Source organism: Bacillus sp. MHSD_36 (genome assembly GCF_030757775.1).
GTDB lineage: Bacteria > Bacillota > Bacilli > Bacillales > Bacillaceae_G > Bacillus_A.
The window spans coordinates 516893-534581 of record NZ_JAVBIS010000003.1 but is presented as its reverse complement, the minus strand read 5'-3'; the positions used below and the strand labels follow the sequence as shown (position 1 = coordinate 534581).

Here is a 17689-nt window from a genome sequence, read left to right as displayed (position 1 = left end):
CTTTTTGTATTAATTAGCACATTGTTCATTATCAGTATCAATGGACCATCCAATAATCGTGGCACAATCTCTACCTTTCCACTGCAGTACATTTGTTAATACTGGTTCAATCTGCAGACTATTTCCGTCGTGCAATATTTCTACTAAAGATTGGTCATCATCAAACCTTCGTTTATCACACTCTAAAATACCGTCCGTTGCCATTACAATGTGATTCATTCCTTTTTCTAATCCTCTTACACCTGACGTAAAGCAAGGTGTATTTGCTGCAAAAATATTTTTCCTACCAATATATTCGTAATTCTTCCGTTTATTTAATCGTCCTTTTCCATTCTTCGTTTTCTCAGAATGGAATAAATATGCGAAACAATTACCAACTGATAGCCAATATAAAAATTCACCTTTTCGCAAACAAATTAAGCATGCAAGTTCCTCATCATCTTGATCACATTTTTCAATAAACAACTCATCTGTAAATAATGCTAACAAATACATATGTGTATGATGAAAAGCTAAATGTATCGGGTAGGAAAATAACTCTTTTAGTTTCTCTTTTCTTTCTGAAATTGCTTCTATTATATAATCTATATTTTTTGTTTTGTGGTGTGTATCAAAAATCATAACAAATTCAAATTGTAATTCAGGATCCCACCAAGCAAGCACTGCATCTCCTCGTTCATATGCATCACTCTCTTGATTCCCCCCATATACGCCGACTGAAAGAGGACCACATTTTTCAACATGTATTTCATCTACATACATCTGTTCATGACTCATCCATTTGAATGTATTCACAGCTATCATCCTCTCTCTTGCTAAATGTATACCTTTACACATAGATTACCTTATATTTCAATAAAAATAAACTTTTTCAACATTTTTTATCCAAATAAAAGGATTTTATTTCTATATTAACGAATATATCTTATTATACGATATAAAAAACAGGAGGATTTATCATTATGAAAGACATCAATCAACATTGGGAGAGTATTTATTATCACTTACGATATGAGTATGAAGACAACCTTTCTCATCAAGTTATTCGTATTTTACAACTCATTTCTCGTGAGAAAGATATAACAATTGGAAAATTGGCTACTGAGCTTAGTCTCTCCCATAACACAGCGTCTGAACACGTAAAGCGCCTTATTCAAAAAGGATTTATCATGAAAGAAAGAAATAAACAAGACGAAAGAGTTGTAAACCTTACATTAACAAAAGAAGGCATTGAAGGATTAGAAAAACATACTTTACTAGATAAAGAAAAGATAAAAATATTAGAATCACAATTATCGAAAGAAGAACAACAATTAATCGAAAAAGCTTTTTCGTTATTAGCGAAGGAGGCTAAATATGCATTTCCTCGTTAAAGTAATCGTTTCCGCACTTATTATCGGTGTTATTACTGAAGTCGCTAAACATTATAGTACGATAGGTGGGTTTATTGCTGCCCTTCCTCTCGTAAGTTTACTAAGCCTATTTTGGATTTCTTTCGAAGGCGGGAACAAACAAGAATTAAGTCAATTTGCTATAGGTGTATTATATGGATTTCCTGCATCTGCACTACTATTATTTATCGTCTATATGGGTTTAAAAAACTCGTTTTCACTTAGTACATCTGTCCTATTCGGTATAGGTGTTTGGTGTATTGTTTTCGCTTGTCAAAAATTATTTCAAGCATAAAAAAAGGAAGCAACTAAAGCTGCTTCCTTACTTATCTATTCATAATCTTCTTCATCATCGATTTCTTCGTAATACGCATTCCCATTACTTACATATATAGGACCATTCGCAACGTCAATACGCAATACCCATGCCCATGGCACAGCTAAACGCTTATGTATCGCTCGCCAAAAGCTCATTGATTTTCTTTCGTACTCCTGGAACTCCTGAAGTAACTCTTTGTAGGAGGAACCGTCTAACTGAATATTTGCTTCTAACAAACGAGAATGGGCATAGTACTGCAGCTCTAGTTCAGCAGCAATTTCCATTTCTTCTTCCGTTGCCATACCAATAATTGTTCCATCTGCTGGTGCAATTTCATATACATTGTGAACTTCAATAAGCCCTTCTTTCTCTTTCTCAAACATGTAAACAGCCTCCTTTAACATATATTTTTTATGTTACAAAGTCATACTTCTACAATAACATCTCTCTTTCCTCTTTTTTTGATAAACTTTTACAAATTATTTATCTGATAATCTGTAGAGTGTATTCTTTCAGCAGAAATGAAACAATAATTATCAAAAGTTAATTTATACACGTCAGGCATATGAAGGGTTTTCCAAAACTGAAGATCATATTTCGAGTCGAAATAATTCATTAGTAATACCATAATATTCCCATGCGTACCTATTACAATATTCTTACCTTTATATTTTTTTAATATACTTTGCATACATATTACAGCACGTCTTTGCGCTACATCATTTGATTCTCCGCCTTCGTATGCAAAACTCCAATCTTCCCACACATTCTCGATAGCATCATTAAAATCTGCTACTGGCTCTGAACTTAATAACCTTTCTCGTAAATCTTCTTCTATTTTTATTGATACATGATATGTATTCGCAATTCCTTGTACAGTTTGAATTGCTCTTTTGTAAGGGCTAGAAATCACAACATCAATATGTTTATCTTTTAATAAGCGTGTTATATTTTCTGCATCTAAGTGCCCTTTTTCAGATAAAGGTCGCTCCCGTTCTTCTTTTGTATAGGTAGAATGGGCATGGCGAACGAAATATATTGTTGTCATTTATTCATCTCCCCTTTTTGTTTCTATCCAAATTCAATACATTACCATCAAATCCCTTTACTTTTACAATAAGTGTCGCCAAATTTAAATGTTGATTTTCATATTAATAAAAGGGAAACACCCCATATGGTGTTTCCCTCATTTAAATAGACTACATTCAATTAAATACTTTATCGATTTTATTTCGATCGTAATCTAATATCCAATCATTATATGTATGATACATATCCCTAATTGTATTAGGAGAGGTAGCTAATACATCACAACCTCTATCATCATAAATGTGAAATATAGTATTCTTGTTAACATTTATGAAATACACCCTATGAAAAATACTCGGTTTGATTCCCATATCTTGATTACAAATTGCTTTTAACATAGGAATGTATTTCAAGTCAGAAACTTTACATTTCAAAGTAAATCTATGTGTTTTATACAATCCATCTTCATCATCTTCTGGAAAAACATAAGGGATTGTATTTTTCTGTAACTTAAACAAATCGGACTTCTCTTTTACATACTTAGAAAAGATATTCAATTTGTGTTTGAAAATTTCACCGTCTGCATAGTCATTTACATCCACTACGATGTAAATATCATCTTCTGTTGCATGTAAAAACTGAAATAAAGTAATCGCTCTGCTATAAACGCCTTCTAAATATGAGCAGTTTTCATAAATATTAGTGTAATCATAGTTCACACCTAATCTAAAGCGAATACCAATATCCCCATTATAAAATAGAGATGGTCTAAGTTCTAAATTTGGAAACGTTTCAAGCATATACTCATTCAATCCCATCTCAACACCTACCTTTAATAGCATCTTGTTTACATAATAAAATTATTTTATTATAATTTATTTCTGAATTCCTCACTTGTTATAATGTCTCGAATAAAATAATCTACATTATTTCTCAGCTTTTGATATACAACTTGATCTTCTATATCGTTAAACATAATGACAACTTCTACTTTATTCCCTTTCTTATCTGTAGTATACAAGCTTTTGGTCAATACGAATGCGGTAGAACCACCTTTTTGACCAGCATATTCGAACTTATTATTTTTAACTGTTCCTTTGAAAATGTTCTCGATTTCTTCTTGCATTGATTTTGGAAAATACTTTCTACTATTTATCTTTTCCATTATACTCATATAATCTTTAGCGTTTGCACCCACTAATCGATCTGACCAAATCCGCTGAAATTCCATATCTACCTTTAATGGAATATCTCGTTTTTTCCATTCTTCTTCATCTTTCATCCATTCCTGTATTTGTAACACATGTTTATTATATTCTTCCTTTGACATGTTACGTATCATTTCTAACGATTGATTTTCTGGAACATGAAGCTCTTTTTCTACATATCCTCTCATATATAGTGAAGCAGTATACGAAGAGAACTTGTCATGACTAGTAAGCTTTAACTCTTTTAAACTATCATTTACTCTTTCTATTCCAAGCTTATCTAACAAATATGTCGTATTTGCATTAGAACTATAATGAAGCATTCCTTTAGCGACTTCTTCTAAAGCGATTTGTCCATTTTTCACTAAATTTCTAGTTTCGGCGTCTTCTAACCAGGCAGGATGTGCTCCACCATCAGTATCTTTAACGTAATACTTTTCTAATTCATGCAATGAAATTTGTTCATCACGACTTATTTTTCCTTCTGACACTTGCTTAGCAAATTCAACTGCTATTACGATTTTGGCCATACTCGCTAATGGTAATTTTATATTTTCATTTATAGATGTTACTACTTCCCCATTTTTTCTAATTAATAATGAACATGTTTTATCACCTTTATGTTCTTTTATGTACTGTAATACGTAATTAGGATCTTCTTTTGATAAATAGTACTTCATAATAAAAAAGAAAGCTATAACGGCTACTATAATAACTGCTGCAACAATTCCTATAATCTTTAATATGTTCACAATATACCCCCTCTAATACATTCCCTTCTATATGATAATTATAACGAACCCGATTACAAAATTATACAAAATAGAGTAACTCTTCCTAAAAAAGAAAGAGTTACTCTATTTCACATGATGTTATTTGTCCATTTAACGTAACGACTATATTTGAGTCGTCACTTTCTTTAACACTTTTTAGTCGATTTGAATTAGGAGGACCAATTACAACTGACTCCTTAATTGGCGAAAGTTCCTTCCCTAATTTTTCTGCACTTACACCATATGCAGCTTGAAATACTTCTGGTGGTGTTAATCTAAGTATGTCTGACCCTTCTGCTGTTTCAAACTGATCGTTATTGAAGAACAAATGCAATTGTACTTCTTCTGTTACCGCTGTGATCCAATGCCACCATCCCATTGGAATAAAGACAGTTTGCCCCGCTTTTACATGATAATTTTGCAATTGATTTGTTTCGGGATTTAAAATGGATGTAACTGCTTCTCCTGATACAACAACATCCAATTCCCACGCATTCGGATGCCAATGCGGTTCCCGCATATGCCCTTTTGTCATAAACAAATCAACAAACGCTCCTCCTATCATCGCTGGTAACTGCGTTGACGTAACTTCATATGCAACGTTTTTCTCATCCCTCTTAAAAAAGATATTTTTTCTTGAATCAAAAAAAAGATTTGGAGTTCCTGAACTTTTCTTTAAATTTTTGTTATCTGGAACATAACCGGAACTACTCATTTTATCCCTCTTTTCCACTCCGAACATTTCGAATTTCACACTGTATCGTATGGAAAAAATGTATGAATGTGCCTAAGCATTGATATAACAAAAAACATGCCTTCATAAGGAGAGCATGTTTTGTGATATTCTTTACATTATTTAACTAAAAATAATCTTTTTATTTACCATGATGTAACATTAAATCACTAAGTTCTTCTTCAATGTGATTTAATTTCGCAACGCCTTCTTTCCATTTATGAATATAACGTGAAACCCCAACAAAAAACAAAACAATAATTGTGGAAAGAATAATACCATATACGATTGCTACAGTACTCATAGTTACACTTCCTTATAATTAGTAATGTGGTTATTAGTTATATTTTTATTATAAACCTTTTTCTTTTAAAATACTTCGATTTCAACTTTTTGTAACAAAATTGATTTTTCTAATATTTCGTTCGTGAAAATAGCATATTTTTCACAAATTATACAAAACTTCACCATATGTACTATTACCATATGAGTTATATTATTAAATAGAATAAAGGGGATGATATACTATGACGACTTGGTTTATTGTAATGTTAGTTGTATTTGGGGCATTTAAAATTATCGTTTCGAGCCTTCCTAACACTGTTATTGAATCCATTATTAGCAAGTACGAAACACATCCACAACTTGAAGAAGAGAATGCGACTGTTACAATCAATGGAAATAACGTAGAAGGCGAACAAAAGTCCAAAATTATTCATGATTTTAACGAAGGTTTATTTTTAGATCGCTATTACGCACCACCACACAATGAGGGTACGCCTTTAATTATTAATGCAAAGCGCGGCAAAAAGGATTTTACATTTTATATTTATAGTCATGAAGAGCATGTTGATGTTGTAAAGCAACATAAAAAGAAGGTCGTTGCTTATAGTTTACGCTCTAAAAACCTTCAAAACAATGATATGTTCGTGTCAGCAGATTTAGCATGATACTCATATATAAAAAGGAATCCATGGCATATGGACTCCTTTTTACTATTTACTGAAAAATAAGCTCTGTCTTCAAACTATCTTTCGGTAACAGCCATCCTTTTTGATCTAAACTCTGCATTAATAATTCTCTTTGTTCTTTTGCAATACTTTCCTCTTTTGTTTTAAACGACACTTCTATTACGAAATCATCTTCTATTTTTCCTGTATTACTTAGTGGCCAAACTTCAATATTCGTTTTAATATGTTCAAATTCAGCTGTATACCTTTTCATTAATACAGGACCATAAATACGAGAATTTTTGAGCATTTCTTCTCCCCAACTCGTATACAACCATTTGTTCATTTTCCCTGGCAACTTTTCTATTAACATGTTTTGAGCAGCTCGTTCTTTTGGTAAATCAAGTACTCCATATCCGTTAGCGCTGTAGCTTTTCTTATTTGAAATACTTAACGTTTTCTTCTCAAATCCCCAATCTATTTCCGCATCATAGTTATCGGTTTTACTATCAAATCCATCATTTTTAGCTACTTCTAGTGCATCTTGAATTACACCGTTTGGAATAGGATATCTTTTTTTATATGTTAGCTCAAAATCTTTACTAAATTCTTTCTTTCGAATTCTAGCAAACCAACCTTCCTTACTTAAGTTTTTACTTACCGTATCTAAAAATTGCACTTGTATTCTTTCATAATTTGTACCAGCCTGGAAATATTCTAGTACCTCTTGATTTATCTCTTTGTTATAACCTAATACTTGTTCGGGCTTTAATAATAACTTCACTTCAAAACTAGGTGTCATTGGACTGGCAGCAAACCCTTCCTTAACGTTATAAAGGAAACAACAAAAGAAAATGCTTACGAATACAAATACCTTTTTCATATACCTATCCCCTTTACATTTCAAATGACTTCTATACGTTCCATAGTAAGTGAATATACATTTTCATACCCTGCCGTGCTAAGCTTTTTCTGTAATCGATCTGTATCCTCTTTCAAAGCGTGTACTAACACCGTATGTTCTGGTAATAATGTATTTAACATCTCTTTCACATCTCTTATACTTTGGTGAACTTTATACGGTACTCGCTTCACCCTACATTCCTTATCTACACGTTCTTTCAAAACTTTTTCTGCAAAACTCCCTTTCGCAATATGTCCAGTAAAGATAATAGAATTTCGTTCTTCATGCCGCATTTTTTCATAATATAACTGCGCTCGCTTCGTTTGCATATTCGCATCACTCATTACAACTATTCCATAACTAGGTTGCATACCGCTGTCATGATCCATAACTATTATGTTTCTTTTTAAACTCTCCATAAGCCCTTCAAGTTTTTCATTGTTTTTGATCCAATCTTTATATACGAACATCTGTTGGAATCCATCCAAAATTTCTTGATCTACTATAATGGGCAGTTCTTTATATTTTTCATATAAATACAATACGATATCTTGTGCCCTACCAAGCGATGGCAATGGTAGTAACGCTATCCCTTTCTTTTGAACAACTCTTTCAATTTCTGCGCACAATTCGTTTACTCGTTCATGTTGCGAAACATCATCAGTATGATAAGCGGCATCTACGATTGCGACTTTTATATCGCCGTGCAACTTCTCAGGTAAATTAGCTCGCAATATGTTAGACTCTGCTGAATAATCGCCAGAATAAAATACATATGTATGACTCATATCCACTAAAAACCAAACAGCGCCTAATACATGCCCACTATACCCCCATTGAAAACGCAATGTAGGGGTAATCTGTATCCATTCATTCGGATTACTAATCTCATCAATATATACATAATTTAAATCTTTAACATTTTGGTCTGTATAAGGTACATGCCATCCTTGCGCCAAATTGTAGTTTCTCCATTTTTCATAATAAGCAGGGAGTTGCTCCTTCGTATAACGAGTCGTCCAAATTTTTTTCTTATATCCATACTTCGATAATAAAGGTACGCCCATCGTATGATCTTCATGAATATGTGATAAGAAGACTGCATCTAAAAACGGTACAACTTCCCTATCTATTTTCGGATAACTATCCTCATATGATCGATTAATGCCACAATCAAATACTATTTTCGTCTCTTTATTTTTTACGAAGTAGCAGGAACGACCATATTCCCCTGCTCCTCCCCATACTTCTATCCTCATCATGCTACCCCTTTTCGTTTTTGCTCCATATGTTGCAGAAGTAGTAAACATAGCGTTGTAAGTCCAACTGAAACGACAGCCATCGCCATTCCAATAGATACTTCTCCTTGTTCAAATTGAGCAAAAATAAATGTTGCTGACGTTTCTACTGATGGAGGTAGTACGAGAAGTGATGCTACTAACTCTCTTATCGAGATTGTAAATGTCATCGCCCATCCAGCAAGAATACCCGGGATAATAAGAGGTAATATTATTTTTCTAAAAATATAAATATAATTTCCAGAAAAAATACTTCCTGCCTGCACGAGAGAATCATCAATTTGCCCGAGCGATGCTTTTACATACTGCACTGTATAAGGTAAAAAAAGAACGACGTACGTTACGATAACCATGACTGGTGTATTGTAAATGGACAGGGGCATATAGGGTGAATTCCAAAATAAAATAAGCCCTACAACCATCACGATTCCTGGTACCATATTCGGTAACATACCGCACATATCAAGCCATTTTTCAGAGGACTTTTTTCCCTTTCGAATCATAAGCGCCAAAAAGACGCCAATCATAACAGCAATAATCGCTGTTATAAGTGAAAAGAGAAAACTGTTCCATAAAGCTTCTAATCCTGGAGAGCCAATTGTAAACAATGCTTCATAATGGCTTGTTGTAAAGTTGTTTATATGTAAGCCGCCGCCCCTTAATTTTGATAATGAAGCAATAAGTATAGAAAAATACGGGATTCCAATTGATACGATTAATAAACCGATTACATAAATCCATGCTACAATGCGTGTAAATATAGACAATGTATACCTTTTAGATTTCACACCTTTTCCACTAACCATTGCATATGAATACTTTCGATTCAATACATTTTGCATATACCAAATGAGCATACATGCACTAAGTAATAAAGAAGATAATGCTGTTGCACTACTAAAATCAATCGGCCAACTTGAAATAAATTTATGAATTTCTGAAGTCAGCACGTGAAATCCGATTCTCCGCCCGAATGTAGCTGGTGTTCCAAATTCAGCAATCGTCTTTACGAAAATGAGTAAAGCCCCCATTACATAACTTGATACTAATAACGGCAATATGATTTTTCTTAAACGATAGAAAAAGCTTCCACCATGAACTGCTGCAGCTTCTTCTTTACTACTCCCAATCTGAAGTAACGTGTTTTTCAACATGAAATAAAGGAATGGGAATAAATGCAAACTCATAATTAAAACCATACCTCCTAAACTAAAAAACGAGGATGAAATCGTCTTTAGCATCGGAAAAAACTGTTCGAAATAACCGTTAGGTTGCATGAACAAAATCCAGCCCATTGACCCAATATACGGCGGTGTCATAAATGGGATCATAAAAACAACATCTAACTTACTATGCTTTCCAACATCTGTTTTGCTCATAATGAAAGCCAGTGGAAATGCAAAGATGGTTGCTCCTATTACTACGAGTACACCTAGAAGCATCGAATTTAGAAAAATTCCAGCTAATCCACCACTCTGCATCACTTCAAACGGCTTTAAAAAATTCCAACTACTATTTTCATATACACTAGAAAGGAAAATGAGAAAAAGCGGAATGACGATTAACATCGCCACAAGTAACAACGCTACCGTCATTCCAACTTGTCTTACTGATACGAATCGATTTACCATGTAATCACCATCTTATTGAAATACTTTCTTAAATTGTTTTCCTATTTCATCTTGTTCTTTCTCAACTGTTTTCCAATCAATATGTAATACCGGAATCTCTTCTACATTCGGTCTATTTTCCGCTTTTATATCTGTTCTGCCTGGTAATAAATACGCTTTAGCAACTTGTTTTTGCACATCATCTGATAATAAATAATCAATAAACTCTTTTGCACCCTCTACATTTTTACTATCCTTCATAATGCCTGCTGCACGTGGGCTAATAACTGTTCCGCTTTTTGGATAAACAATATCAACCGGTTCACCTTTTGCTTTTGCACTGTACGTCATATAATCAACGCCCGCAATGACCATATCTTTTGCACCTGTTACCACTGGATCTAACGCTTCTTGATTTGCCCCTGCTACTGTAACTTCATTTTTCTTAAGCTGTTCAAATAAATTCCATCCATCTTTTCCATTCTTTTTCACATATCCTGTTACAAAGTCTAAAGCTGAACCTGAAAGTGCTGGATCTGGAAGATTCACTTTTCCTTTCCATTCCCCTTTCGTTATATCGCTCCAATCTTCAGGCGCTGTCTTCACATTTTTTGTATTATATACAATCCCTAACGCTGAAGCACTATATCCAAAATAATGTCCTTTATCGTCCGACCATTCAGAACGAAGCTTATCAGCTTGTTTCGCTTCTTTATAAGCTAACGTTTGTCCATCCTTTTTTAACCCTTCCATCGCTGGTAAAGATGCAAGTACAACTACATCCACAACTGGATTTTTCTTTTCGGCTTCCATTCGTGCTAAAATCTTACCTGTTGTTCCTTGAAACATTTCCACCTTTATACCCGTTTTCTTTTCAAAATCCTTTTGAATTTTTTCTGCTAATCCTTTTGGTCCTGCGCTATATACAACAATTTTCTTCTCATTAGCGTTTTTATTTTTGGCATCTGCACTACCTGTCTTTGAGCTACACCCTGTTACTACAGCAGAAAATAATAAAGTACATACAAATAAAGACTTAAGCGAACTGGATTTCTTCATACGATTCTCCCCCTATATGATGAATACATTTTTTTGGCACATATAACGATACTGGTTTACCGATGCTGAATTTACTATTGTGATAAGCTGTCCATATCCCGAGTGCACCCATGTTTACTTTCATTTCATACCGTTCTCCTACATATGTAACGTGTTGTATTTCACCTGTATACATTTCACACACATCATTTTTTGTCCAGCTCACATGCTCTGGGCGAACCATTTGTTTCCCCTCTACAAGCCAATTTGCCTTACCAACAAATTTTGCAACAAATTCATGAGATGGCTTCACATAAATATCTTCTGGTGTTCCTTTTTGTAATACTTCTCCTTGTTTCATAACAATAATTTGATCTGACATTGACATCGCTTCTGTTTGATCGTGCGTGACATACAATGCCGTTAATCCAATGGAATGAACGATATCCATAAGCTCTAATCGCATTTCTTCTCGCAAAATCGCATCGAGTGCACTAAGTGGTTCATCAAACAAAATAAAATGCGGTTTTGTTACAATTGCTCTCGCAAATGCGACACGTTGTTGCTGTCCACCAGAGAGTTCATGCGGATATCTTTTCTCCATCCCTTGCAAGCGAACTCGCTTTATTGCATCTTCTACTTTTTCCCGTAATTGATTCGTTTGCTTTGTCGCTCTTAAACCAAATGCAACATTTTCAAATACAGTCATATGCGGCCATAAAGCAAAATCTTGAAATACCATGCCGACATTACGTTCATGAGGAGATGTTTTAATTCTTTTAGTAGAAGAATACATGCACTTATCCCCAAAATATATTTCACCTTTATCTGGCTCTTCAAGTCCTGCAATCATTCTAAGTAAAGTCGTTTTCCCGCATCCCGAAGGTCCTAAAAGTGTGGTGAATTCGCCTTGTTTCATAACAATGTGTAACGGTTTCAACGCCTGTGTTTTTCCAAAGTTCTTTTCTAATCCATGAATTTTAATATCCATCGTATCACCTCTCTCCCCTTACTCTTAACCTGCTTTCATTCTATCTGGAAGACTTATACTGAATGTTAATGTACTGTAAAGATTAAATTAAAAAACTTCTAATAAACTATTTATTTCTATCGATTTTTTCTATAGTTAAAATAAAAAAGGCGGCAACTCATAATGAATCTCTTAAAATTAGAAATTGTAGTGCTTATTAAGAAATACAAAAAACTTACGATTGTTGCAGAAAAACTTGGTGTTAAACAACCTACTATTACATTCCATATAAAAAGCTTAGAAGAGGAACTAGGTGTGCCTTTATTTGAATTACGTTCTGGAAGATATTTCTTAACGGAGGCTGGAGAGGCACTGCATCATTATGCCTGTAAAATAGATGCACTGATGAAAGAAGCTAGGCGGGTCACACAAGAGTTTAAAGATTTTCATAAAGGCGCTATAACAATTGGCGCTAGTTATGTACCAGCGACCTATCTTTTACCAGAAATGATTCACCAATTTCAATGCGAATTTCCAAATATAAAAATAACACTTATGGTAAAAACAGCTCCTGAAATTCGGACGATGCTACAAAATCATGAAATTGATCTCGGTGTAATTTCCGCAGCACCGTTCGATGAATCACTTTTAAAACAGACAACTGTAATGCCCGATACACTCGTTCTTGCTTTCTCCAAAGAACATCCTTTTTCAAAAAATGAAAATGTAACATTACAAGATATTGAAAAGGAACGTATATTATTGCATCGTAATCCATCTACAACGAGAGATTTACTTACAAAATGGATGTTAGAACATAACATTACGTTCCAATCTGAAATTGAATTAGATTCATTAGAAACGATGAAACAAATTTTAAAATATGGTAATGGAGTGGCTTTTATTTCTAAACTCGCTATTGAACAAGAAGTACACCGAAATGAACTATGCTATATACCCATCCCTGGATTTGAATTTCAACGTAACATTTATACGATTCATCATGAAGACAGATGGAATTCTAAAATTATTTCTTTCTTACTACATAACATCACTTCTTATGCAGCAAAAAATTAAAAGGCTGTCGTTATATACGACAGCCTTTTAAACTATAACTCTATTTATTTTTCTTCGCTTCAATTTTTGCTTGCGCCTCTTCAGCCTTATCTAATGCTTCTGAAACTTTTTTCTCTTTTTCTTTCACATCATCTATACTATCGACAGCTTTAATGAGTTTATCGATTCCTTCTTCTTCTACTTTTCTCCGCTTTGCTACTCTTTCATTCACTTTCTTTTCTACATCTTTTGCTTTTTGAAGCATATTCTCTGCATTTGATGTTACAGCTGTTTCAAGTGCATCGTCTTTTTTCATTTGTAACACTTCATTTGCAATGTCTTTCGCTTCTAAATACTTACCGTCTTTTAATGCTGTTGCTCCGTGATCCATTTTCTCGGCCATTTCTTTATATGACTTCGCTTCATTTCCTGATTTCTCTTTTTCTGCTTTTTCAAACCACATTGTTGCATCACTATATTTTTCATCTTTCAATGATTGCATACCTGTATCAATATACGTGTCATAATTACTACATCCAGCCATTACGACTAACAGAAAAAGCATAACAAAACTTAATTTTTTCATGATGTTTTCTCCTTTTCTTTGTCTGCTTACTTTACTGTAACATACATGAAAAAGAGTTTCAAAAACTAAAATACTAATTTGGTCATTTTCATTATTTCCAAACCGACACATCTACTTGTTTTTTCGCCATATGTTGCTTTACTCCAACTAATACAACTAACAATAATCCTCCGCCTATCGTCATCATAACAATGCTAGTTGGCAACATATCTAATAATAACCCATATACAATCATACCGAGTGGCGCGATTGCAGTAGCAATTGTTTCAAGTAGACCAAACACACGCCCTAAGTAGCTCGGATCTGTCGTTTTTTGCATATGTACTTGCATCGGAATATTTACAATCATAATTGCTATACCTGTTAACATCATAAAAGCAATATAGTAAATAAAACTTGCTACTTTTGGAATGATAACTAACAATGGAAAGACTGTACATAAACTTAAACCCGCAAACAAAAACAGTCCCGTATAAATAGAACGAAACGGATTATTCACTTCTTTACGCACTGATAAAGCAATCGCACCCATTAGCATCCCGACTGCTAACATTCCCTCTACAGTACCGAGTTGCTTTGAAGATAAATGCAATGTATGGACGATAATATATGGAAGTGCAACGGTTAGCCCACACGCAAAAAAGTTTACCCACAGTGCTATTTTCATTAAACCATATATTTCATGTTGTCGTTTTACATATGAAAAACCTTCTTTTATACTCGTCAAGAAATGCTCTTTACTTTCAACCATTTCTTTTTTATATAAATCAAATACGATAAATAATTGCAAAATAACCGCTAAAAAGAATGTAATGCTATTTAACAAAAAGAACGACTGAATAGAAAAGAACCCAAATACAACTCCGCCAATAATGGGCCCTAAAATATTTGATAAAGAAGCTGCCGTTTGATTTAAAGCACTCGCTTTTTGAATACGTCCTTCATCTACTAAACTCGGGATAGACGAAGTTAATGCAACAGAATAAAAACTTGCACAAATTGATAATAATGCTGCTGAAACATAAATAAAAAGAAGTGATGGTCCAAATACAGTAGCAAGAATAAACATAATAAGCATCGTTAAACTACTTAATAAATCTGTACCAATGACAAGCCACTTTCGATTCACACGGTCTGCTACAGCACCGGCAATCGGACCACAGATCATCCTTGGAAGTGATCCGCAAACGAGCGTAGTTGCAAAACCCATTCCTGAACCAGTTGTCTTTAATACGTATAACCCCATTGCGAATGTATAAATACCCGCGCCTAATAAAGACGTCATTTTTCCAATCATCATTAAAATAATATTTCTTGTTGCAATCTTCATTCTTGTATCATGTTGCCCTATACTTATATCTCCCATAGTGAATTTCTCCCCTTAAAAGTTAAATTGTGTTAAACTTATTATATAATCAACTTTCCAATTTTTACAACAAAAAGTTAAATTGTATTTAACTTTTTGATTATAAGGAGCAATAATATGGCAACTCTCGGCGAAAAAATTAAAGCGTTACGTAAAGAAAAAAAGCTTACGCAAACTGAACTGGCAGGTTCTGAACTAACAAAAAGTATGCTTAGTCAAATTGAAAATGGAAAAGCTACACCTTCCATGAAAACATTACAATATATCGCTGAAAAACTAGAATGTGAAGCGAGTTTTTTATTAGAAGATGATGATAGAGAAATTGTAGAACTCATTACAAAAATGGAGCAACTCATAAAGGAAAACAAATGTGATGAAGTGTATGAGACTTTACTTCCTATCGTTCAAAAAGAGCTCCCCTCTACTTTAAATACGGCTCGTATATACAAACAATTCGTAACTGCTGCGACGATTATGAAAGATTACAACATTGAATCTTACGTAGAAAAAGCTGTTTCTATTTTCGAAAAATATAAGTTATACCGCGACAGTACGGAAACAAAATTAAAATTATCTTTTGCGATATTCACACGTAAAAAATATGCAGAATGTTTACAACTTATATCTAATATTAGAAATGATTATGAAAAGAAACATTTAGAAATGGATCTTATTATACATATTGAATTATGTTTATATGAAGCCATCATATTACTAGCATGTGGCGATTATGAAAAATGTGAAGAAACGATATTAGAAGCACTCGCATTTTCAAAAAAACATCAAGTGTATTATAAAACAGATGAATTTTACCGTATTTTATCTTACCAAAAAGTGATTACAGTTGATAAAGAGCGTTATTTATATTACATAAAAAAATCTGAGCAATTTGCCATTTTTACAGAAGATACTCTATCCATTGCGATAATTGACATTTTAAAAGCTTACTACTACAACACGATTACTAATGAATATACAATCGCATTAAAACATCTAGAACAATTTCGAGAAAAACTAAAAGATCAACCCATTTTTCAAGACGACGGATTATATTATCTTGAAAAAGGAAAAGCTTTATACGGATTAAAACGTTACGAAGAAGCTTTACAAGCATTGCAACGTGCTTTTATAGCAGATTATATGAACCATCCACTGGATCAAGCGTGGCTTACAACAGCTGGTGCATATCGTGCACTTTGTTACGTTAAACTGAATGATAAAAAAAGAGCTCTTGAAGAAGCAACAAAAGCAAATGAAACGATACAATCGTATCCTGACTCTATTTTCTCTTCTTTTATTAAAGAAACATTACAAATAATACAAAAACTTTAAGAATGTCTCGAAATGGTATATTATTCCTCTTTTTTAGCAAAGATAATAATGATGGGAGGAATATAAATGAATATTCAACGTGCTAAAGAGCTTTCTGTGTCATCTGAACAAGCAAATGTCAGTTTTCAAGGCATGCCTGTTACCATTCAACACGTCGACGAAAGCAACGAAACCGCCCGCATATATGAAGTAAAAAATCCAGACCGCGAATTAACGGTTCCAGTTAATAGCTTAGAGGAAATATAAAAAATGCCACTTCGATTTTGAAGTGGCATTTTTCTTACATTATATATTGTATCACTAGTTTTTCTTTTTTAATAAACCGTACAATCCTATACAAATTATAATGAGACCTACTATACCAAATGCCAATTCCTCAAATAAATCCCTTGTTTCATGCCCTCTAACTTCTACTACACTTTTGGCATCCTGTTCAGTTTGATTTGTTTCTACCCTCTCGCCATAGATTAACAACCGATATTTACTAGATGTATATGGCTCACATGTGAGTAATGTAACTCTATCTTGTCCTTTTGTTACACTCAATTTCTCAACTTGATTTGGATTAATAATTTCACGTCCACTTACTTTATAAACAAGTTGCTCTCCAAGTACATTAACATAGAATATATCGTCATCAGCCAATTGATCCAGGTGCCGAAACATCTTCGCACCATGATAACCCCGATGCCCTGCCAATACAGTATGCGTATCTTTCCCGCCAATTGGTAAAGAAGTCCCTTCAATTTGACCTATTCCTTTACTTAAGTTTTCTTGATTTGCACCTAAGTAAATTGGCAACTCCTCATTTATTTTTGGAATTGAAATTGTACCAAACATCTCGTTTTTGTTTATAAAGTCTAACTGCTCATTATCTCCTTCCGTATCATAAACAAATGGATCATTCATTTTGAAAGTAGTTTTTCCTAACAAACGATTATATGTTTCCATCTTCCGAAATTTCTCATTAACATCTTCTACTTTTAAATTATCAACCATCTTTTCATAACGAATTACTCTTGTTTTATATACATAATTATTTATATAATTAGCAACCAATGGATACAGAAATAGAGATAACCCTGTAAGGAACAATATTAAACTTATTAAGCCCCTTCTCACACAC

General features: G+C 33.6%; 22 protein-coding genes. 6 read left to right on the top strand and 16 right to left on the bottom strand.

What is annotated here, in order from left to right:
* Positions 1-9: 9 nt before the first annotated feature.
* Positions 10-837 carry a PP2C family serine/threonine-protein phosphatase gene (locus Q9B79_RS16010; protein ID WP_306185754.1) on the bottom strand — a complete coding sequence of 276 codons (828 nt, stop codon included), beginning with the start codon at positions 835-837 and terminating at the stop codon, positions 10-12.
* 125 nt (positions 838-962) lie between these two features.
* Between Q9B79_RS16010 and Q9B79_RS16005 the strand changes: the two genes are divergently transcribed.
* Positions 963-1373 carry a MarR family winged helix-turn-helix transcriptional regulator gene (locus tag Q9B79_RS16005; RefSeq protein WP_306185752.1) on the top strand — a complete coding sequence of 137 codons (411 nt, stop codon included), beginning with the start codon at positions 963-965 and terminating at the stop codon, positions 1371-1373.
* Positions 1357-1686: a DUF3147 family protein gene (locus tag Q9B79_RS16000; protein WP_074609900.1), complete on the top strand. Its 330-nt coding sequence runs from the start codon at positions 1357-1359 to the stop codon at positions 1684-1686. Before Q9B79_RS16005 ends, Q9B79_RS16000 begins: the two co-directional genes overlap by 17 nt.
* A 35-nt stretch (positions 1687-1721) precedes the next feature.
* On the opposite strand, the gene Q9B79_RS15995 is transcribed toward Q9B79_RS16000, so the two are convergent.
* The 7 genes from Q9B79_RS15995 to Q9B79_RS15965 form a co-directional block, all read right to left on the bottom strand.
* Positions 1722-2093, bottom strand: a complete 372-nt coding sequence (locus tag Q9B79_RS15995; protein WP_000461766.1) for a hypothetical protein — start codon at positions 2091-2093, stop codon at positions 1722-1724.
* Between the two features lie 89 nt (positions 2094-2182).
* Positions 2183-2758: a histidine phosphatase family protein gene (locus tag Q9B79_RS15990; RefSeq protein WP_306185747.1), complete on the bottom strand. Its 576-nt coding sequence runs from the start codon at positions 2756-2758 to the stop codon at positions 2183-2185.
* Positions 2759-2915: 157 nt separating this feature from the next.
* Entirely contained in the window at positions 2916-3557 is a 642-nt protein-coding gene (locus Q9B79_RS15985) for a DUF3885 domain-containing protein (RefSeq protein WP_306185746.1), read from the bottom strand.
* A 50-nt stretch (positions 3558-3607) separates the two neighbouring features.
* Positions 3608-4699, bottom strand: a complete 1092-nt coding sequence (locus Q9B79_RS15980; protein ID WP_306185744.1) for a serine hydrolase — start codon at positions 4697-4699, stop codon at positions 3608-3610.
* A 100-nt stretch (positions 4700-4799) separates the two neighbouring features.
* Positions 4800-5435, bottom strand: coding sequence for a cupin domain-containing protein (locus Q9B79_RS15975; protein ID WP_048527191.1), 636 nt, complete (start codon positions 5433-5435; stop codon positions 4800-4802).
* A gap of 160 nt (positions 5436-5595) precedes the next feature.
* The gene (locus tag Q9B79_RS15970; RefSeq protein WP_000108701.1) at positions 5596-5757 is read right to left on the bottom strand and encodes a hypothetical protein; all 162 of its coding nucleotides are present in this window, start codon (positions 5755-5757) and stop codon (positions 5596-5598) included.
* Positions 5758-5822: 65 nt separating this feature from the next.
* Entirely contained in the window at positions 5823-5939 is a 117-nt protein-coding gene (locus Q9B79_RS15965) for a hypothetical protein (protein WP_002011946.1), read from the bottom strand.
* 41 nt (positions 5940-5980) lie between these two features.
* Here Q9B79_RS15965 and Q9B79_RS15960 point away from each other — a divergent pair, with 41 nt between their 5' ends.
* Positions 5981-6403: a YfmQ family protein gene (locus tag Q9B79_RS15960; protein ID WP_306185741.1), complete on the top strand. Its 423-nt coding sequence runs from the start codon at positions 5981-5983 to the stop codon at positions 6401-6403.
* Between the two features lie 49 nt (positions 6404-6452).
* Here the strand turns inward: Q9B79_RS15960 and Q9B79_RS15955 are convergent, their stop codons facing one another.
* From Q9B79_RS15955 to Q9B79_RS15935, 5 genes are read right to left on the bottom strand one after another with little or no spacing between them, the layout of a single operon-like run.
* Positions 6453-7286, bottom strand: coding sequence for a hypothetical protein (locus Q9B79_RS15955; RefSeq protein WP_306185740.1), 834 nt, complete (start codon positions 7284-7286; stop codon positions 6453-6455).
* A gap of 20 nt (positions 7287-7306) precedes the next feature.
* Positions 7307-8569: an MBL fold metallo-hydrolase gene (locus tag Q9B79_RS15950; RefSeq protein WP_306185738.1), complete on the bottom strand. Its 1263-nt coding sequence runs from the start codon at positions 8567-8569 to the stop codon at positions 7307-7309.
* Positions 8566-10236 carry an ABC transporter permease gene (locus Q9B79_RS15945; RefSeq protein ID WP_306185737.1) on the bottom strand — a complete coding sequence of 557 codons (1671 nt, stop codon included), beginning with the start codon at positions 10234-10236 and terminating at the stop codon, positions 8566-8568. Before Q9B79_RS15945 ends, Q9B79_RS15950 begins: the two co-directional genes overlap by 4 nt.
* Positions 10237-10248: 12 nt before the next feature.
* Positions 10249-11274: an ABC transporter substrate-binding protein gene (locus tag Q9B79_RS15940; RefSeq protein ID WP_306185735.1), complete on the bottom strand. Its 1026-nt coding sequence runs from the start codon at positions 11272-11274 to the stop codon at positions 10249-10251.
* Complete coding sequence (locus Q9B79_RS15935) at positions 11252-12244, bottom strand: ABC transporter ATP-binding protein (protein WP_306185734.1); 993 nt, start codon at positions 12242-12244, stop codon at positions 11252-11254. The genes Q9B79_RS15940 and Q9B79_RS15935 overlap by 23 nt, the downstream gene beginning before the upstream one ends.
* 162 nt (positions 12245-12406) lie before the next feature.
* Here Q9B79_RS15935 and Q9B79_RS15930 point away from each other — a divergent pair, with 162 nt between their 5' ends.
* A complete protein-coding gene (locus Q9B79_RS15930) occupies positions 12407-13300 on the top strand; it encodes a LysR family transcriptional regulator (RefSeq protein ID WP_306185732.1) in 894 nt (297 codons plus the stop codon).
* 40 nt (positions 13301-13340) lie between these two features.
* Here Q9B79_RS15930 and Q9B79_RS15925 read toward each other — a convergent pair whose 3' ends face one another.
* Together Q9B79_RS15925 and Q9B79_RS15920 are read right to left on the bottom strand one after the other, a co-directional pair.
* Complete coding sequence (locus tag Q9B79_RS15925; RefSeq protein WP_306185731.1) at positions 13341-13865, bottom strand: COG3014 family protein; 525 nt, start codon at positions 13863-13865, stop codon at positions 13341-13343.
* Positions 13866-13956: 91 nt separating this feature from the next.
* The gene (locus tag Q9B79_RS15920) at positions 13957-15231 is read right to left on the bottom strand and encodes an MFS transporter (RefSeq protein WP_306185730.1); all 1275 of its coding nucleotides are present in this window, start codon (positions 15229-15231) and stop codon (positions 13957-13959) included.
* Positions 15232-15348: 117 nt separating this feature from the next.
* Here Q9B79_RS15920 and Q9B79_RS15915 point away from each other — a divergent pair, with 117 nt between their 5' ends.
* Together Q9B79_RS15915 and Q9B79_RS15910 are read left to right on the top strand one after the other, a co-directional pair.
* Positions 15349-16563, top strand: coding sequence for a helix-turn-helix domain-containing protein (locus tag Q9B79_RS15915; protein WP_306185729.1), 1215 nt, complete (start codon positions 15349-15351; stop codon positions 16561-16563).
* Between the two features lie 66 nt (positions 16564-16629).
* Positions 16630-16809, top strand: a complete 180-nt coding sequence (locus Q9B79_RS15910) for an H-type small acid-soluble spore protein (protein ID WP_087983182.1) — start codon at positions 16630-16632, stop codon at positions 16807-16809.
* A gap of 54 nt (positions 16810-16863) precedes the next feature.
* On the opposite strand, the gene Q9B79_RS15905 is transcribed toward Q9B79_RS15910, so the two are convergent.
* Positions 16864-17685 carry a class C sortase gene (locus Q9B79_RS15905; protein WP_306185726.1) on the bottom strand — a complete coding sequence of 274 codons (822 nt, stop codon included), beginning with the start codon at positions 17683-17685 and terminating at the stop codon, positions 16864-16866.
* Between the last annotated feature and the right edge of the window lie 4 nt (positions 17686-17689).

What these genes read in the sequence shown, in the direction of transcription:
- Q9B79_RS15940 (WP_306185735.1), bottom strand. Translation starts at nt 11,274, where the DNA reads ATGAAGAAATCCAGTTCGCTTAAGTCTTTATTTGTATGTACTTTATTA.
- Q9B79_RS15960 (WP_306185741.1), top strand. Translation starts at nt 5,981, where the DNA reads ATGACGACTTGGTTTATTGTAATGTTAGTTGTATTTGGGGCATTTAAA.
- Q9B79_RS16010 (WP_306185754.1), bottom strand. Translation starts at nt 837, where the DNA reads ATGTGTAAAGGTATACATTTAGCAAGAGAGAGGATGATAGCTGTGAAT.
- Q9B79_RS15920 (WP_306185730.1), bottom strand. Translation starts at nt 15,231, where the DNA reads ATGGGAGATATAAGTATAGGGCAACATGATACAAGAATGAAGATTGCA.
- Q9B79_RS15975 (WP_048527191.1), bottom strand. Translation starts at nt 5,435, where the DNA reads ATGAGTAGTTCCGGTTATGTTCCAGATAACAAAAATTTAAAGAAAAGT.
- Q9B79_RS15965 (WP_002011946.1), bottom strand. Translation starts at nt 5,939, where the DNA reads ATGGTAATAGTACATATGGTGAAGTTTTGTATAATTTGTGAAAAATAT.
- Q9B79_RS15915 (WP_306185729.1), top strand. Translation starts at nt 15,349, where the DNA reads ATGGCAACTCTCGGCGAAAAAATTAAAGCGTTACGTAAAGAAAAAAAG.
- Q9B79_RS15935 (WP_306185734.1), bottom strand. Translation starts at nt 12,244, where the DNA reads ATGGATATTAAAATTCATGGATTAGAAAAGAACTTTGGAAAAACACAG.
- Q9B79_RS15970 (WP_000108701.1), bottom strand. Translation starts at nt 5,757, where the DNA reads ATGAGTACTGTAGCAATCGTATATGGTATTATTCTTTCCACAATTATT.
- Q9B79_RS15930 (WP_306185732.1), top strand. Translation starts at nt 12,407, where the DNA reads ATGAATCTCTTAAAATTAGAAATTGTAGTGCTTATTAAGAAATACAAA.
- Q9B79_RS15950 (WP_306185738.1), bottom strand. Translation starts at nt 8,569, where the DNA reads ATGATGAGGATAGAAGTATGGGGAGGAGCAGGGGAATATGGTCGTTCC.
- Q9B79_RS15990 (WP_306185747.1), bottom strand. Translation starts at nt 2,758, where the DNA reads ATGACAACAATATATTTCGTTCGCCATGCCCATTCTACCTATACAAAA.
- Q9B79_RS15995 (WP_000461766.1), bottom strand. Translation starts at nt 2,093, where the DNA reads ATGTTTGAGAAAGAGAAAGAAGGGCTTATTGAAGTTCACAATGTATAT.
- Q9B79_RS15985 (WP_306185746.1), bottom strand. Translation starts at nt 3,557, where the DNA reads ATGGGATTGAATGAGTATATGCTTGAAACGTTTCCAAATTTAGAACTT.
- Q9B79_RS15945 (WP_306185737.1), bottom strand. Translation starts at nt 10,236, where the DNA reads ATGGTAAATCGATTCGTATCAGTAAGACAAGTTGGAATGACGGTAGCG.
- Q9B79_RS15910 (WP_087983182.1), top strand. Translation starts at nt 16,630, where the DNA reads ATGAATATTCAACGTGCTAAAGAGCTTTCTGTGTCATCTGAACAAGCA.
- Q9B79_RS16000 (WP_074609900.1), top strand. Translation starts at nt 1,357, where the DNA reads ATGCATTTCCTCGTTAAAGTAATCGTTTCCGCACTTATTATCGGTGTT.
- Q9B79_RS15955 (WP_306185740.1), bottom strand. Translation starts at nt 7,286, where the DNA reads ATGAAAAAGGTATTTGTATTCGTAAGCATTTTCTTTTGTTGTTTCCTT.
- Q9B79_RS16005 (WP_306185752.1), top strand. Translation starts at nt 963, where the DNA reads ATGAAAGACATCAATCAACATTGGGAGAGTATTTATTATCACTTACGA.
- Q9B79_RS15925 (WP_306185731.1), bottom strand. Translation starts at nt 13,865, where the DNA reads ATGAAAAAATTAAGTTTTGTTATGCTTTTTCTGTTAGTCGTAATGGCT.